This is a genomic window from Streptomyces sp. NPDC005141 (assembly GCF_053599975.1).
The window spans coordinates 25,312-40,259 of the sequence record NZ_JBSFYW010000072.1 but is presented as its reverse complement, the minus strand read 5'-3'; the positions used below and the strand labels follow the sequence as shown (position 1 = coordinate 40,259).

The following is a 14,948-nucleotide window of genomic DNA, read 5'->3' as shown; positions in this document are numbered from 1 at the left end:
TAAACCACAACCACCACAAACCACCCCACCCCCCCCCCCCCTCTCCCCCAACCCCCTTTAAGCCCCCCGCGCGGGGGCCCCCCCCCCCCCCCCCGCACCGCTCCTGCCGTATCAGCGCCACGACGGCGACGGTTCGGGACGTCCTGGACCGGCGTGCGGGCAGTACGGCCCTCCCCGCTCATGAGCGGCGTTGAGGGGATGTGACACCTGGCAGGCGGCCTGAGCCGCCCCCGGGGTCGCACACGGGGGCCACCCCGGGGAATCCCCGGGGGCGACGCGCGCCGACCTGGGCCATCGTGGACGGGTCGGCACGATGTCGCCGGACAAGGAGACCCGTGAGATGACTGTGCTCGAGCGTACGCGCATGCCCCCGCTCGACGGGGCGACCAAGTGGCTGAACTCTGGACCTCTCAGCCCTACCGAGCTGCGCGGGCAGACCGTACTCGTGGACTTCTGGACCCTGACCTGCATCAACTGGTTGCGCACTCAACCATATGTTCGCGCCTGGTCGCAGGCTTACCGAGATGACGGCCTGGTGGTCATCGGAGTCCACACACCGGAATTCTCGTTCGAGCACGAAATCCACCACGTGCGACAGGCCCTGGCGGCACGGGGAACCACCTACCCCGTCGCTGTCGACAACGAGTACAAGATCTGGCGGGCCTTCGGCAACCAATACTGGCCGGCGCTCTACTTCGTCGATGCGAAAGGCATGATCCGCGACCGCCACTTCGGCGAAGGGCGGTACCCGCAATCCGAGCGTCTGATCCAACAGATGCTCGGAATAGAGCGCGACCTCGTCTCCCCCGAAGGACACGGCGTGGAGGCCGACGCGGACTGGGCCCATCTCCGTACGCCCGAGACCTACCTAGGCTTCATCCGCACAGAGACCTTCGAAGCACCGGGCGGGGTCGTCCTGAACGTCCCCCGCGTCTACGAAGTCCCACAGCACCTGCAGCCGAACCACTGGGCCCTGACCGGCACGTGGACGGTCACGCGGGAAGACGTTCTGCTCGACCAGCCCGACGGAGGCATCGCCTGCCAGTTCCAGGCCCGCGACGCTCATCTCGTGCTGGCCAGGGAAACAGTGGAGCCCATTGAGTTCCGTGTGCTCGTCGACGGCAAGGCACCCGGCGGATCCCGAGGCGTGGACGTCGACGCGGGTGGCAACGGCGTACTCGACGAGAGCCGCCTCTACCAGCTGATACGCACCCAGGGCACAGTCCGCGAGCAGACTCTTCAAATCACTTTTCGTCAACCCGGCGCCCGAGCATACGCATTCACCTTCGGGTAGGGCCGGACAGCGGACGCATGCCCGGAGGCGCGCGATGACGTACCACGAGGGAAGCCCCTGGAGAGAACCCCAGAGGACGAACCGAACCCACATCCAGGTCGCGGTCGGCTGCCTGTTCTCGCTGGCCCTGCTCGTCGTGCTCGCCATTCTGGAGATCCAAGCGGCAGCCATCGTTGTGGGTTTGGCGCTGGTCACCGGGCTCGTCCTGCTCATCGGCAGCCATTCCGGACGGCACCGTGATCCGTAACTCCCAGGCGCCGGCCTGGAGGTTACGGAGGAATTTCGGATGACACCCCAGAAAGCGCCACCAAAAGGGCATCGAGCACTCGCAGTCGAGATCGACGGGGAGATGGAATCATGCCTGACAAGACCACACAGATGACTGAACCGATACAGACCGTCGCGGCCGTAAGTGGTGTGAGCTACGCCTACAGGCGGTTCGGCAACTCCGAGACATCCGCACTTCCCCTGGTCTTTCTGCAGTGTTACCGGGGAAACCTGGATCTCTGGGATCCGATTCTGGTGGACTCCATCGCCGCACAACGCGAAGTGATTCTCGTCGACAACGCCGGCGTCGGCGGGTCAACGGGACGCGTGCCCAGCACTGTTCAGGAGATGGCAGTGCACGCGGTGGAATTCCTCGACGCCCTCGGAGTCAGACGGTACGACCTGCTCGGCTTCTCGATGGGCGGCTTCGTCGCCCAAGAAATGGCGCTGATCCGCCCTCACGAGATCCGCAGGATCGTCCTCGCCGGAACTGCCCCGCAGGGCGGCAACAACTTCCACGGGTGGCGGGGCGCGTTGCTGGAGGCTGCTCTCCGTGAGGCACAGGACGCGGAAGACCTCTTCACGCTGTTCTTCGAGCGTACGGAGACCAGCAGGTCCCTGGGAGCGGACTACCTGAAGCGGATCTCCAGCCGCGACAGGGAGCCTGACCGGTCGACCGACCTGGCCGCCCGTGATGCCCAGCTGTCGGCCATCGCCGGCTGGGGTGTCCCCGATGAGAGCCGCCTGTCCCGCCTGGCCGCGATCACTCAACCCGTCCTGGCGGCGAACGGGGACAACGACGTGATGCTTCCCACCGAGAACACGTACCTGTTCGCGAAGCACCTGCCCAACGTGAGGGTCAGCATCTATCCGGACGCGGCTCACGGGTTCCTGTTCCAGTACCCGGCCGAGTTCGCCGCAGAGGTGAACGTCTTCCTCGGCCGGTGACCTCGACCGCGTGGCAGCGGCGGGTCGGCAGGCCCCGGGGTTCACGAGCGCAGTCGTTAGGGAGTTGGACCGCATGACAGACCTGCTGGAATTCGTCCTTGCTCAGCACGGTGGTGCGCAACGGTGGGAGGGCGCCAGGACCATCTCCGCCACGGTGCACGTGTACGGAGTGTTCTGGCCGTACAAGGGCCAGCCCGACCTCCTCGGAGTCGAAACGGTGACTGCGCTTCTCGAACGGCAGCAGATCACCATGAGCCCCTTCGGCGAAGGCCGCACCCTGCACTTCGACGCGGCCGAGGATGTCGTGACCATCACCGACGCCGACGGCGAGGTGGCCGATCGGCTGTCCGCGCCCCGTGCAAGCATGGCCGACTACCAGGGAGACACCCCGTGGTCGCCGACGCAGATGGGCTACTTCATCTCCTACGCCACCTGGATATACCTCACCGAGCCGCTGCTGTTCACTGATCCCGGAGTCGAGACGCGGGAGACCGACCCATGGGAGGAAGACGGTGAGACCTGGCGACGCCTCGAAGTCACCTTCCCGGAGTCGATCGTCAGCCACAGCAGGGAACAGACCTACTACTTCGACGCCGCGACGGGTCTGCAACGGCGCATGGACTACGACGTCGAAGTCAACGGAGGGGCGAACGTCGCGCACTACACGTCCGAGCATCAGGACTTCGACGGGCTGATTGTTCCGACGCGCAGGCGGGTGCTGCTCAGGAACGAGATGGACATCGCCGACCACGGCTTCTGCGGCATCCTCCTGGACGTCGGCGACGTACGGCTCCACCGCTGAGTCCGCAGACCCTGCTTCGCCAGGCTCGCTCGCCTGGCGAGCATGAGCTGCCCGAGGTCAGGCCGGCAGGCCGAAGAGGGTGAAGAAGCGTTGCGCCGCGGCCCGGTCTCCGGTCACTTCCAGGACGCCCGCGTCGAGGGCGGACGCAACGGTCATGTCAGTGAAGATCAGGTCCCACAGCACCCGGACATCGCCTCGGACAATGGCGTCTGTCTGCGCGTGCGCGCCTCGCGCCACCTCGATTGAGGCGCCGTCCACCTGCACGTCGAAGGAGTCCGTACCCACGAGCAGGCGGACGGCCATCGTCGGCGCTCCGGTCGCGGGCGGGGAATACAGCGCCTTGACGAGCAGCATGAAGGCGTCGGTGCTTCTGTCGGCATCGGGTTCGACGGGCACGTGCGCGCCCCAACGGGCCAGCGCGATCAGCGCGGGTTCCAGCTGTTGTCCCCACTCGGTGAGTTCGTAGGCCTGCGAGCTCACCGGCGGCCCGAGTTCCACACGGCGCACGACGCCGTTCGCCTCCAGTTCCTTCAGGCGCTGGCTCAGCACGTTCTGGCTGACCTTGGGCACCCCGAGGCGCAGATCCCTGAAGCGCTTGGGACCGAAAAGCAGCTCGCGCACGACGAGCATGGCCCAGCGCTCGCCCACCACATCCATGGCCAGAGCGGCCCCGCAAGCGTCCTCATACGTCCTTTGCGACATGCCTCAATGGTAAACCGACACTGACTGGTGTTACTGTAAAACCAATCAGTCCTAAATTAGGAGTAAGCATGGATGCGCTACTGGCCCGCGTACTCGAAGCGCACGGTGGGCTCGACCGCTGGCAGAGCCTCTCGGCCGTCACCGCACGGATCACCTACGGCGGCCCGTTCTGGGAGTTCAAGGGGCACACCGACTTCGCCGGCACCGAGATCACCGAGGCGCACATCCAGGAGGGGTACATCCGACAGGTTCAGGAGTCGACCGGCCGCACAGTCGTCTTCGACAAGAAGGCTGACCGGGTGACCGTTGCCGACGCAGCCGGAAAGGTCATCGAGGTGCTGGACAGCCCTCGGGCGACGTTCGACGGCTTCACTCCGAACACCTCGTGGAGCCTTGGGCAGATCGCCTACTTCCGCAGCTATGCCACATGGCACTACCTGGTCGAGCCGTACCTCTTCACCTGGCCCGGCGTCGAAGCCCACGAGGTGGAGCCGTGGACGGAGGACGACCACACGTGGCGCGTCCTCAGCGTGACGTTCCCCGACTCGATCGACTCCCACAGCACGACCCAGCTCTACTACTTCGACGACGCCGGGTCGATGCGCAGGATGGACTACCAACCCAAGGTCAATGGCGACACGCCCGTCGCCCACTACATCCGCGAAGCCGAAAGCGTCGACGGAATCGTCGTGCCTACCGAGCGGCACGTCCTCACGCGCCTCGACGACCGAACCCCGGATCTGTCCTGGATCCCCATCACGCTCGACCTCGACGACATCAAGTTCAGCTGAACGACCCACCGTGCGGGGGGGGGCCGTCGCGCGGCCGTCCACCGTGCAGCCTCGTGCTCTGGAACGCTGCACATACGGAGAAGTGACTTCAGCAAGGAGGCCGATGGCGGCCGTGTACCCCTCAAGGCCCACTCGCATGCAGTCGCCGCGGCGCCCTGCCATGGTGTTGTCGGCGACAGACCTGGCGTGAAACAAGTCACGGTAGCGCGCTGTGCCAAACAGCCTGCTCCACCATGTAAGTTCCTGCGTCCAAGGGGTGCGGACTCCCCCTGATCAAACTTTCGTGCCAGCACATCTGCGCCCGCTGAGGGAGACATCTCCATGCCCGCACAAGAACCGGCCCACCACCCGCCCCAGCGCATCGGGGTAGTGGCCGAGTCCACTCCCGGGGAGACCCGTGTCGCGGCGACGCCTGCCACAGTGCGCCAGTTGGTGGGGCTGGGCTACGACGTCGTCGTCGAGTCGGACGCCGGCACGGCGTCAGGCTTCGCGGACGACACCTACTGTGACGCGGGGGCCCAGATAGGCGACGCCTGGCAGGCGGACGTCGTACTGAAGGTCAACTCTCCTTCGCCGGGCGAGATCGCGCGCGTGCCCGACGGCGCGACGCTGATCGGGCTGATCAGCCCGGCCCAGCGGTCAGACCTTCTTGCGGAGCTCGCGAGCCGTCCCATTACCGTGCTGGCCCTGGACGCGGTACCGCGGATCTCGCGGGCACAGTCGATGGACGTGCTCAGTTCCATGGCCAACATCGCCGGCTACCGAGCCGTGATCGAGGCGGCGCACGTGTTCGGGCGCTTCTTCACCGGCCAGGTGACGGCCGCGGGCAAGGTCCCGCCGGCGAAGGTGCTGGTGGCCGGCGCCGGTGTGGCCGGGCTGGCTGCCATCGGCGCCGCCTCCAGTCTCGGCGCGATCGTTCGGGCGACCGATCCGCGACCGGATGTGGCCGACCAGGTGCGGTCGTTGGGCGGCGAATACCTCGCGGTGGACGTCGCGCAGGAGGAGAGCACCGACGGCTACGCCAAGGCGACCTCCGCCGACTACGACCGTGCCGCGGCCGCGCTGTACCACGGGCAGGCGAAGGACGTGGACATCGTCATCACGACCGCGCTGATCCCGGGCCGCCCCGCCCCACGCCTGCTCACGGCGGAGGATGTGGCGGCGATGAAGCCCGGCAGCGTCATCGTCGACATGGCCGCCGCCCAGGGCGGCAACGTCGCGGGAACCGTCGCGGGCCGCACCGTGGTCACCGACAACGACGTCACCATCATCGGCTACACCGATCTCGCGTCCCGGCTGCCCACCCAAGCCTCACAGCTGTTCGGCACCAACCTGGTGAACCTGGTCAAGCTGCTGACGCCCGGCAAGGACGGTCGCCTCGTCATCGACTTCGACGACGTGGTCCAGCGGGCGGTGACCGTGGTGCGCGAGGGCGAGATCACCTGGCCTCCGCCGCCCGTGGCCGTCTCGGCCTCGGCCGCCGCGCAGCCCGCCCCCGTGGCAGCGGTCGCACAGCCGAAGGAGCCGCGGCTCACCCCGGCGGCCCGGCTCGGGCTGATCGGCGCCGGCATGCTGGCGATGTTCGCCCTGGTCGCCTTCGCACCGGCGCAACTCGCGGCGAACTTCACGGTCTTCACGCTGGCGGTGGTGATCGGCTACTACGTGATCGGCAAGGTGCACCACGCGTTGCACACGCCGCTGATGTCCGTCACCAACGCGATCTCCGGGATCGTGGTGATCGGAGCGCTGCTGCAGATCGGGCACGAGAGCGCGGTCGTCACCACTCTCTCGTTCGTGGCGATCCTGCTGACGAGCGTGAACATCTTTGGCGGCTTCGCCGTCACCCGCCGCATGCTGTCCATGTTCTCGAAGGGCTGAGCCGCAATGACTTCAACCACAGCCTCCCATGCTGCGGACCTGGTCGCCGCCCTGCTGTTCATCCTCAGCCTGGCGGGACTGTCCCAGCACCGCACCTCCCGTGCCGGTGTCGTGTACGGCATCGCCGGCATGGCCCTCGCCCTGGTCGCCACCGTCGTGCTCGCGGCACAGAGCATCACCGCGGGCGCGGTCGCGCTGATCGTCGTCGCGATGGTGCTCGGCGCCGCGATCGGCATCTGGCGAGCGCGGCAGGTCGAGATGACCCAGATGCCCGAACTCATCGCCGTGCTGCACAGCTTCGTCGGTCTCGCCGCGGTGCTGGTCGGCTGGAACAGCTATCTGGAGGTCGAGGCGCACGGAGCCGCGCAGACGCACGTCACGGCCGACCTGCTGGAGATCCACCACGCAGAGGTGTTCATCGGGATCTTCATCGGCGCGGTCACCTTCACCGGCTCGATCGTCGCGTTCCTCAAGCTGTCGGCGCGCGTCAAGTCCCGTCCGCTGGTTCTGCCGGGCAAGAACGCGCTCAACGTCGCGGCGCTGGTGGCGTTCGCGGCGCTGACGGTCTGGTTCACGATCAGCCCGAGCCTCGGCCTGACGATCGCCGTGACCGTGCTCGCGCTCGTCCTGGGCTGGCATCTCGTCGCCTCGATCGGCGGCGGCGACATGCCCGTCGTCGTCTCCATGCTCAACAGCTACTCCGGGTGGGCCGCGGCGGCCGCGGGATTCCTGCTCGACAACAACCTGCTGATCGTCACGGGCGCGCTGGTCGGATCCTCGGGTGCCTACCTGTCCTACATCATGTGTACGGCGATGAACCGGTCCTTCCTCTCGGTCATCGCGGGCGGATTCGGCATCGAGGCCCCCGCAGGCGGAGACGAGGAACAGGGCGAGCACCGCGAGATCCACGCCCAGGAGGTGGCTGAGCTTCTGACCCAGGCCCGGTCCGTCGTCATCACCCCCGGCTACGGCATGGCCGTGGCACAGGCGCAGCACCCGGTCGCCGAGCTCACGCGTCAGCTGCGAGAGCGCGGCGTGGACGTCCGCTTCGGCGTCCACCCCGTGGCGGGCCGTCTGCCCGGGCACATGAACGTGCTGCTGGCCGAGGCCAAGGTGCCGTACGACATCGTCCTGGAGATGGACGAGATCAACGATGACCTCGCCGACACTTCTGTCGTCCTGGTCATCGGCGCCAACGACACCGTCAACCCGGCCGCGGAGGAGGATCCCACCAGCCCGATCGCGGGCATGCCGGTGCTGCGGGTGTGGGAGGCGGAGCAGGTCGTCGTCTTCAAGCGCTCCATGGCGTCCGGCTACGCGGGCGTGCAGAACCCGCTGTTCTTCCGCGAGAACAGCGGCATGCTCTTCGGCGATGCCAAGCAGAGCGTCGAGGACATCCTTCGCGCCCTCACCTCCGACCCCCGCACCCAGGCACCGAGCGAAGCCGCCCTCGCCCGCTAGGGCCCGGGCCTTGCGGCTTGCTTCCGCTTCACGCGCGGCCGCATCGCCATCCCTGTCCCTGCTTCTCGGCACGGCCCACCGGCCGCCCTGTCACACGCACTCTTCGCGTGGGAGGGCAGTCGGTGGGCCGTGTGCTTTCCGGGCCGGCCCCCTGTCAGCACGTACAACTTTGAGTTGATCATGACTGCTGGTAACGGTTTACGGTGATTGCGACCACGCGTTCCACACGCACGCAACACGAGGGCGGCCCGGCCGCCCGGGGGAAACGCGGGCCCACGCCGTCGAACGGCGCCTCGGGGTCCGCGCACTGAGGAACACATGCACCTGCACGTCAAACAGAAGATCGTCACGCTCGCGACCGCCTTGTGCCTGACCATGGGCGCGGGCGTGGGCACGGCCGCGGCGGCCGGACCACCGCCGAAGCGGGAGCCGGAGCCCACGCTGCTGGAGATCGCGGCCAAGGTGGCGCGGTACTCCGGCTGCGGTTCCCAGCCTCTGCTGGAACGGCCCGCCTGCCTCAAGGAGTTCGCCCTCAAGTCCGCCAAACTGGGCCTGGGCGTTGGCGTCTTCCTCTACGTCACCCGTGACGCGATGAAGGACGAGGGCACCTCCTTCAAGGAGCTGGAGAAGGCGCTGACCGAGCTGCACAAGCTCAAGCCCTCCCTCCTGCTCGATCCGGACAAGGAGACCGACCCGGCGAAGAAGAAGCAGATCTACGAGCAGACGCTCAAGGCCTTCAAGGCCGCCAAGCCGCACGTGGACAAGCTGCGCACCGATGTCGTGAAGGCCTCCCGGATCCTCGACGCCCACACGGAGTCGGTCGAGGCCCTCGCCGTGCTCGCCGTCGCGGTGGGCGACTACTACCCCGACCCCAAGCCCGTCGACGACCGGCCGGCGAAGGACACCTGGGACATCGCGGGCTTCTTCAAGGACATCAACAAGAGCCTGGACCAGATCAACGCCGGCTTCGACAAGATGAACGGCGCCCTCGACGACATGAACAAGGCCACGGCGGAGGTCAACCGGGGCCTGGACAAGGCCAACAAGGGCATCGAGAAGGCCAACCGGGGGATGGACAAGCTCAACGAGGGCGTCAAGGAGGCCGACAAGGGGCTCAACGAGACGAGGAAGGCCGTCGAGGGCATCGGCAAGGCCGCATCGAAGCTGCGCGAAATACCCGAGTTCGACTTCGACTTCTCCCGTCTCGCCGACAGGATCGGTTCGAAGGACACCACTGCCGAGGAACGGGCCGCGCAGGAACGCCGGATGTCGATGCTGCTCAACCTGCTGCCCGGGATCGGGGACGGCAAGGGCGTCATCGAGGCCATCACCGGCACCGACCTGGCCACCGGTGAGCAGGTGAGCGGCACCGACCGGGTGCTGGGCTCGCTCGCGGTCATGCGCTGGCTCAAGTACGGGGGCAAGCTGCTCCCGGAGGACATCCGCGCCGCCCGCAAGGGCGACAGGATGCCCGAGTGCAACAGCTTCCCGGCCGGCACGCGGGTCCTCATGGGAGACGGCACCACCCTGCCCATCGAGCAGATCACCGTCGGCGACAGCGTCCTGGCCGGCGACCCGGAGGCGGGGACCACGGGCTCGCGCCCGGTCGAGGACACCATCTACACGCCCGACGACGAGGACTTCACCGGCGTCACCCTGGCCGGTGACGCGGGAGAGGCGGGAGAGGGGCGGTCCGCGCTCACCGCGACCGACCATCACCCCTTCTGGGTCGAGAACCAGCGGCGGTGGACCGACGCCCGCGACCTCAACTCCGGTGACACCCTGCGCGCCCCGGACGGCACAGGAGTCCGGATCGACAAGGTCACGCACTGGAAAGAGCCGCAGGGCGCCTACAACCTGACCGTCAACGACCTGCACACCTACTACGTGCTGGCCGGCGCGACTCCCGTACTCGTCCACAACGCGTCATGTGATTTCATCCGCGGAGAGATCCCCGACGCCGCGGCCATCGACCGCGGCTCCCTGGTCAAGATCAAGGAGAAGCAGCTCGAGAAGGCGCTGAAGAGCGTCGGGGAGGACCCGCACGCCTTCAAGGCCGACTGGGTCGGGAAGAACAACGTGTCGCGGTTCGACGCGATGCGCGACGGCGAGGGCAGGGTCGTCCTCGTGAGCAAGGACGGGAAGATCTTGGTTCCGACGAATTACAGGTACCGGCCGTGAGCGCCTTCCGGATGTACCTGAGGGTGGTCAGCGAGTCCCTTCAGCCGGAGGAGATCTCCGTGCGGCTGGGGGCCGAGCCCGACGAGGCGACGGCGATCGGCAGCCGTCGGCGGCCCCAGTCGCCACCGCGCCGCCATGCGACGTGGATCCGGCACGTCCCGGCCGCGGGCGGGTCCGGTCGGCCCGAGGATCTCGAACCGGTGGTCCTGGGCTGGGGACCGGAGTTCGCCGCGGCCCTGGGACGGCTGGCCGGCTCCGCGGACGCCGACGTCTCCCTGGTGGTCGTCCAGAAAGTCACCGACCCCGAGGACCCGCGGCAGAAGGGCATCTTCCTGAGCGCGGCCCTGCTGGCCTGGCTGACCCAGGCCGGGGCGTCGCTGGACATCGACCAGTACGTCTACCACGACTGCGACGACCAGCGGGGCGAACCCGGCTCCGGGTAGGCCGTGTCGGAACGTCGATGACCGGTGTCCGGTTCACCGTCCGAGGGTGTGGCGGGCGGTGAACCGGATGGTGAGGTGTCGCGGACGACGGACAGCGGACGACGGACAGCCAATGGTCGCCTCGTACGAGCCGTTCTGCACGACGCACTTCCGGCTGCTTCAGCTCACGGCCAATACCTCGGACCACGTGATGTGGGGCCCACCAGCACGCCGCCGGGGCCCGGAAGGAGGGCTTCGCAGCCCCGCGCTCGGACGCTCCCGGGGCGGCCTGGCCAGTGTGATGACAACTGCTAGAGCCGGGATCCGGTGTTCGCCGGCCCGGTCCTGCGGACATGCAGCACGCTGCCGTCCAGGGGCAGCGGTGCCCGGCCCACCAGGGTGAGGCCCGCGTCGGCGAACAGCCGGGCGTAGTGGTCGGCGCGCCGTTCGCGGCCGCCGACGTTGCACATCATGTGCAGGTCCCAGGCCGTGGCCAGCGAGGCCGAGCCGTCGGCGGGCAGGACGCGTTCGACGACGAGCAGATCGGCGGTGTCGGGCATCGCGCGGGCGCAGTGGCGCAGGATCTCGCGGCAGCGGTCGTCGTCCCAGTCGTGCAGGACGCGGGACAGGACGTAGACGTCGCCGCCCGCGGGTACGTCCGCGAAGTCGCCCGCCCGGAAGGTGCACCGCGCCGTGTGGCCGGCCGCACCAAGGAGGCGGCGGGCGGTCTCGACAGTGTGCGGGCGTTCCAGCAGGAGACCGTGCAGGCGGGGGTGCGCGGAAAGGATTCGGCCGAGCAGTTCCCCGTTGCCACCCGCGATGTCGACGACGGTCGCCCCTTCGTCCGCCGCGGTGAGGACCGGGTGGGCGGGCAGCGGGTCGAACATCCGTGAACCGGCGGCCATCGACCGGTCGAAGAGTTCGGCGAGTTCGGGATCGCGAGCGAAGTGGTCGAAGTGGTTCTCGCCGAAGCGCTGTTCGAAGGCGACCTGTCCGGTGCGTACGGTGTGCCCGAGCCCGGCGAAGGACTCGTAGAACGGTCCCCCGTACATCAGCGCCAACGGTCGCATCGACCCTTCGGCGTCCGCGCGCAGCAGCTTGCCGGTGTCCGTGAGCCGGAATCCGTCGCGGTTCTCGCTCACCACGCCGAGCATGGTGAGGTAGCGCAGGAGGGTGGCCAGGTTCGGCGCGAAGGCGCCGACGTCACGCGCCAGTTCCGCCACACCGATGCCCCGCTCCTCGTCCATCGCGTCGGCCACTTCCAGTTGCGCGAACGCAGCCAGGGCCTGTGTTGTCCACGCACCGGTCAGCAGGCGCAGCAGGGTCTCGGCAGGCTGCCGCTTTCGGTGTTCGTCGAGGTGGGCGGCGAGGACGTCGCGGTGGTCGCCGGGGACGTACACCTCCACGCGCCGGTATCCGGACTTGGCCTCGGCGGGCGCGGTGAAGTAGAACACCGTGCCGTTCTCGAGCGGGTTGTAGCCGCCGCCGTCGGGGGTGGCGCCGTACCGTCCGAAGACCGCGCACAGGCCGCGCAGCACCAACGGGTCCGGCGCCTCGACCTCGAAGGCGACATGCGCCTCGTGCTGCCGCACCCGCTCGTGCGCGGCGATCGTGTCGAGGTCCGACTCCGGCGGCACGGTCAGCACGAACACCTCGACCATGCGCCGCGCCCCGTCCAGACACTCCACCGCGGGGCGCAGAATGCGGACGTCGAGCTCCGTCGCACACTCCTTGTGCCGTACGGCGAGACGCTCGCGCACGACGACGCTCGGCCGCGGCGGCGCGTCCGCGACGAGCCCGCAGTCGGCGAGCGTGGCGTCCAGCGCCGCCTCGTCGGACGGGAAGACGAGCAGCGCCGCGTGCGAGAAGTCGCAGCGCTCCACCAAAGCCCGCAGCTCCGGGCCGTCGAGCCCGGGAAGCAGGAGCGGGAGCAGCGTGGCGGTGTCCTGTTCCTTGACGAAGTCGACCGTCGCGCGCAGGCGGGACGTATCGCCCGACAATGCCGTGATCATTGCGGGGGGATCCTCATTCCGGGGTTCGGATGTGTGCGTACGGATGTACGCGGGTGCGGAGTTCGGGGGCGGCGGGCTACACGCCGACGTAGTGCTCGGCGAACCAGTCCTGCTGGCTGCGCGAGGTGCGCAGTGAGGTGAGGCGGGAGCGGCGCAGGGAGTTGTGGAACAGCGACTCGCCGTCCGCGCCGGACGGGCCGTGCAGCAGCCCGATCATCCAGTGCGAGAACTCCTGCGCACGCCAGATGTGCGTCAGGCACCGCGCCGAGTAGCTGTCGAGGCCCTCGGGGTCCCCGGCGGTGAGGTCATCGATCAGGGCGCGGGCCAGGACCGCCGCTTCGAGGACCGCGAGATTGGCGCCCTTCGCGGCGGACGGGCTGATCAGACCGGCGGCGTCGCCCGCGAGGAACAGCGCGCCGTGGCGCAGCGGTTCGAGCACGTCGGACTCCAGGTCGACGACGGAACGCTGCACGATGCGCCCGCGGCGCAGCGGGCCGTACTCCCGCGCGCGCATCCGCAGCTCGAGCTCGTCCCAGATCCGCTCCTCGGACCAGGCGTCGGCCGGGGTGCCGCGCTCGCACTGCAGGTAGTAGCGGGTGATCTCGCTGGTGCGGGCCATGTGTCCGGCGAACCCGCGCTCGTGCACCGCGTACCCGACGGCGTCCAGACTGGGCGGCGCCTCGGCGAGCAGACCGAGCCAGGTCACGCCGTGATCGCGGTGGTGACGGACCGTGCCGGCCGGCAGCGAACGCCGGGCCGCGCCGTGACGTCCGTCGCAGCCGGCCACGTACCGCGCCCGCCACAGGCCGGGCCGCCCGTCGGCCTCGCGCACAGCCACCTCGGGCCGCTCGCTGTCGGCATCGCGCACGGCCACGGCCTCGGTGGCGAAACGGATCTGTCCGCCGCGTTCCAGGAACCGCGTCAACAGGTCGGTCACCAGCTGCTGTTGGGGGTAGACGGTGTGCCGCTCGCCCTGTCCGAGCGCGCTGTAGTCCAGTCGGAACCGGCCGTCCTCGGTACGGAACTCGCAGGTGCTGTGGATCTGCCCGTGCCGGTGCAGCCCCTCGGCGAGACCGTGCCGTTTCAGGATCCGTACGGTGTTGGCGGCCAGGAACCCGGCTCGTGCCCGTGTCTGCACATGCGTGCGCTCGGCCCGCTCCAGGACGACACAGTCGATGCCCCGGTCCACAAGGATGTTGCCGAGCACGAGCCCGGCCGGCCCGGCCCCGAGGACGACCACATCGGTCGCGTGGTCGGCCGGTGTCCGCCGGCTCTTCCCGTCTGTCACGGAACCAGATACTAAGTTGCCTAAGATCGTTTTTCGCGCCGAAATCACCTGAATGCCCGGCTCGAACGACAAACGGACCGGCACTCACCCCCGCGAGGCACGCCGCGGCTCGCACGGCAGGCCAACCGGGCGGCCTGTCAAAGGGCTTGGCGGGTACACGGACGGTTGAAAGGAGGACCGTCGACATGACGACGTCCATCAAGCGCATGCCCGGTTGGGCGAAGGTGGTCTCCGCCTTCGTGCTCGTGCTCGTGGTGCTCTTCGCCGGGCTGCGGCTGGCCGTTCTGCCGGGGCTGCGCGATGTGTTCGGCACGGAGACACACGACAGGTCGGGCCCCACGCTCCTGAAGTCGATCCAGGACATGAGCCGTTACGACGCCGCGTCGGGCAACTTCCAAGTGGTCGTGGACCTGGAGAAGGACGCCAAGTACCTGCCCGACGCGATCCGCGGCACCCGCACGCTGTACGTGGGGGCCGGCACGGTCGACGCCTATGTCGATCTCGGTCATCTCGGCGAGAAGGACGTGACGGTCGACAAGGACCGTACGTCGGCCACACTCCATCTGCCGCATGCGGCGCTGGGCAAACCCGCCCTCGATCCCGACCACTCCTACGCCGTCTCGAAGCAGCGTGGTCTGCTCGACCGGATCGGCGACATCTTCTCGGGCAACCCGAACGACGAGCGGGCCGTGCAGCGGCTCGCGGCCAAGCACATCGGCGCGGCCGCCAAGGACAGCCGGCTGACCGCGCGGGCCGAGGAGAACACCACCGGCATGCTCCAAGGCCTGTTGCGCTCTCTCGGCTTCAAGGAGGTGACGGTCACCTACGGTGCCTGAGCCCGGGCGGCACCGCCGGCACCGGGGGCGATCACGAGGTCGCCCCCGGGGCCGGCGGCCGTCACG

At 68.5% G+C, this 14,948-nt stretch carries 13 protein-coding genes; 10 read left to right on the top strand and 3 right to left on the bottom strand.

Annotated elements, in window-relative coordinates; translation table 11 throughout:
- The first annotated feature begins 340 nt into the window (after positions 1-340).
- From ACWD68_RS36060 to ACWD68_RS36045, 4 genes are all read left to right on the top strand, one after another.
- The gene (locus ACWD68_RS36060; protein ID WP_451810681.1) at positions 341-1,294 is read left to right on the top strand and encodes a redoxin family protein; all 954 of its coding nucleotides are present in this window, start codon (positions 341-343) and stop codon (positions 1,292-1,294) included.
- 34 nt (positions 1,295-1,328) lie between these two features.
- Entirely contained in the window at positions 1,329-1,541 is a 213-nt protein-coding gene (locus tag ACWD68_RS36055; RefSeq protein WP_451810680.1) for a hypothetical protein, read from the top strand.
- A gap of 131 nt (positions 1,542-1,672) precedes the next feature.
- On the top strand, positions 1,673-2,509 hold the full coding sequence (locus tag ACWD68_RS36050) for an alpha/beta fold hydrolase (RefSeq protein WP_451810679.1): 837 nt from the start codon (positions 1,673-1,675) through the stop codon (positions 2,507-2,509).
- A 73-nt stretch (positions 2,510-2,582) separates the two neighbouring features.
- Positions 2,583-3,311, top strand: a complete 729-nt coding sequence (locus ACWD68_RS36045; protein ID WP_451810678.1) for a hypothetical protein — start codon at positions 2,583-2,585, stop codon at positions 3,309-3,311.
- Positions 3,312-3,368: 57 nt separating this feature from the next.
- Here ACWD68_RS36045 and ACWD68_RS36040 read toward each other — a convergent pair whose 3' ends face one another.
- Positions 3,369-4,013, bottom strand: coding sequence for a winged helix-turn-helix transcriptional regulator (locus ACWD68_RS36040; RefSeq protein ID WP_451810677.1), 645 nt, complete (start codon positions 4,011-4,013; stop codon positions 3,369-3,371).
- Positions 4,014-4,081: 68 nt separating this feature from the next.
- On the opposite strand from ACWD68_RS36040, the gene ACWD68_RS36035 reads away from it, so the two are divergent.
- From ACWD68_RS36035 to ACWD68_RS36015, 5 genes are all read left to right on the top strand, one after another.
- A complete protein-coding gene (locus ACWD68_RS36035) occupies positions 4,082-4,804 on the top strand; it encodes a hypothetical protein (RefSeq protein ID WP_451810676.1) in 723 nt (240 codons plus the stop codon).
- A gap of 321 nt (positions 4,805-5,125) precedes the next feature.
- Positions 5,126-6,682: a Re/Si-specific NAD(P)(+) transhydrogenase subunit alpha gene (locus tag ACWD68_RS36030; protein ID WP_451810675.1), complete on the top strand. Its 1,557-nt coding sequence runs from the start codon at positions 5,126-5,128 to the stop codon at positions 6,680-6,682.
- Between the two features lie 6 nt (positions 6,683-6,688).
- Positions 6,689-8,143 (top strand): Re/Si-specific NAD(P)(+) transhydrogenase subunit beta, encoded by a 1,455-nt coding sequence (gene pntB / locus ACWD68_RS36025; protein ID WP_451810674.1) that lies wholly within the window; start codon positions 6,689-6,691, stop codon positions 8,141-8,143.
- A gap of 318 nt (positions 8,144-8,461) precedes the next feature.
- A complete protein-coding gene (locus ACWD68_RS36020) occupies positions 8,462-10,324 on the top strand; it encodes a polymorphic toxin-type HINT domain-containing protein (RefSeq protein ID WP_451810673.1) in 1,863 nt (620 codons plus the stop codon).
- Positions 10,321-10,767 (top strand): DUF4279 domain-containing protein, encoded by a 447-nt coding sequence (locus ACWD68_RS36015; protein WP_451810672.1) that lies wholly within the window; start codon positions 10,321-10,323, stop codon positions 10,765-10,767. The genes ACWD68_RS36020 and ACWD68_RS36015 overlap by 4 nt, the downstream gene beginning before the upstream one ends.
- Positions 10,768-11,057: 290 nt before the next feature.
- On the opposite strand, the gene ACWD68_RS36010 is transcribed toward ACWD68_RS36015, so the two are convergent.
- Together ACWD68_RS36010 and ACWD68_RS36005 are read right to left on the bottom strand one after the other, a co-directional pair.
- Positions 11,058-12,758 carry a methyltransferase gene (locus tag ACWD68_RS36010; RefSeq protein WP_451810671.1) on the bottom strand — a complete coding sequence of 567 codons (1,701 nt, stop codon included), beginning with the start codon at positions 12,756-12,758 and terminating at the stop codon, positions 11,058-11,060.
- Positions 12,759-12,834: 76 nt separating this feature from the next.
- Positions 12,835-13,998 (bottom strand): 4-hydroxybenzoate 3-monooxygenase, encoded by a 1,164-nt coding sequence (locus ACWD68_RS36005; protein WP_451810682.1) that lies wholly within the window; start codon positions 13,996-13,998, stop codon positions 12,835-12,837.
- A 233-nt stretch (positions 13,999-14,231) separates the two neighbouring features.
- On the opposite strand from ACWD68_RS36005, the gene ACWD68_RS36000 reads away from it, so the two are divergent.
- Positions 14,232-14,882: a DUF4230 domain-containing protein gene (locus ACWD68_RS36000; protein ID WP_451810670.1), complete on the top strand. Its 651-nt coding sequence runs from the start codon at positions 14,232-14,234 to the stop codon at positions 14,880-14,882.
- Positions 14,883-14,948 lie beyond the last annotated feature (66 nt).

What these genes read in the sequence shown, in the direction of transcription:
- pntB (WP_451810674.1), top strand. Translation starts at nt 6,689, where the DNA reads ATGACTTCAACCACAGCCTCCCATGCTGCGGACCTGGTCGCCGCCCTG.
- ACWD68_RS36020 (WP_451810673.1), top strand. Translation starts at nt 8,462, where the DNA reads ATGCACCTGCACGTCAAACAGAAGATCGTCACGCTCGCGACCGCCTTG.
- ACWD68_RS36045 (WP_451810678.1), top strand. Translation starts at nt 2,583, where the DNA reads ATGACAGACCTGCTGGAATTCGTCCTTGCTCAGCACGGTGGTGCGCAA.
- ACWD68_RS36010 (WP_451810671.1), bottom strand. Translation starts at nt 12,758, where the DNA reads ATGATCACGGCATTGTCGGGCGATACGTCCCGCCTGCGCGCGACGGTC.
- ACWD68_RS36055 (WP_451810680.1), top strand. Translation starts at nt 1,329, where the DNA reads ATGACGTACCACGAGGGAAGCCCCTGGAGAGAACCCCAGAGGACGAAC.
- ACWD68_RS36035 (WP_451810676.1), top strand. Translation starts at nt 4,082, where the DNA reads ATGGATGCGCTACTGGCCCGCGTACTCGAAGCGCACGGTGGGCTCGAC.
- ACWD68_RS36060 (WP_451810681.1), top strand. Translation starts at nt 341, where the DNA reads ATGACTGTGCTCGAGCGTACGCGCATGCCCCCGCTCGACGGGGCGACC.
- ACWD68_RS36040 (WP_451810677.1), bottom strand. Translation starts at nt 4,013, where the DNA reads ATGTCGCAAAGGACGTATGAGGACGCTTGCGGGGCCGCTCTGGCCATG.
- ACWD68_RS36000 (WP_451810670.1), top strand. Translation starts at nt 14,232, where the DNA reads ATGACGACGTCCATCAAGCGCATGCCCGGTTGGGCGAAGGTGGTCTCC.
- ACWD68_RS36050 (WP_451810679.1), top strand. Translation starts at nt 1,673, where the DNA reads ATGACTGAACCGATACAGACCGTCGCGGCCGTAAGTGGTGTGAGCTAC.
- ACWD68_RS36030 (WP_451810675.1), top strand. Translation starts at nt 5,126, where the DNA reads ATGCCCGCACAAGAACCGGCCCACCACCCGCCCCAGCGCATCGGGGTA.